This is a genomic window from Paraburkholderia sp. EG304, from assembly GCF_046543485.1.
GTDB classification, from domain to species: Bacteria; Pseudomonadota; Gammaproteobacteria; order Burkholderiales; family Burkholderiaceae; genus Paraburkholderia; species Paraburkholderia youngii.
Map to the genome: position 1 here is coordinate 1 of NZ_JBKGUA010000384.1, position 361 is coordinate 361.

Annotated in this window: 1 pseudogene; it reads right to left on the bottom strand. The window is 58.7% G+C overall.

Features of this window, described 5'->3' with window-relative positions:
- Positions 1-361: pseudogene (locus tag ACLFKU_RS44400) on the bottom strand (glycoside hydrolase family 5 protein); the annotation flags it as partial.

The window sequence follows — 361 nt, forward strand, 5'->3', positions numbered from 1 at the left end:
GACGCACAATGTTCATACCTTTGTTCTTGTAGTAAGCCACACTGTCGGCAGTCGGATACCTATAGTCACTGCCATAGTTGCCCGGTAGGCTGCCAGGCGCGAACTCGGCGCCGGCCAAACTGACGCCACGCCAGAGCAGACCGCGAGTGCTCTGAAGCCGTTGGCAAACCTTCGGCGCACCGGAGAGCGGATTCTTCCCAAAGAAGCCAGAGTCACATCGCCCTGAATCATTTACGGTTTTCTCGACCCAGACGGCGCCTGCACCAAAGCGCACGGTCTGCGCGGCGTCTACAGTGAGCGCGTCGCCCTCGTCAGCGATCGTCAGCCAGATAGGCGATCTTGAAGAGAAAGGTTTCGCCGT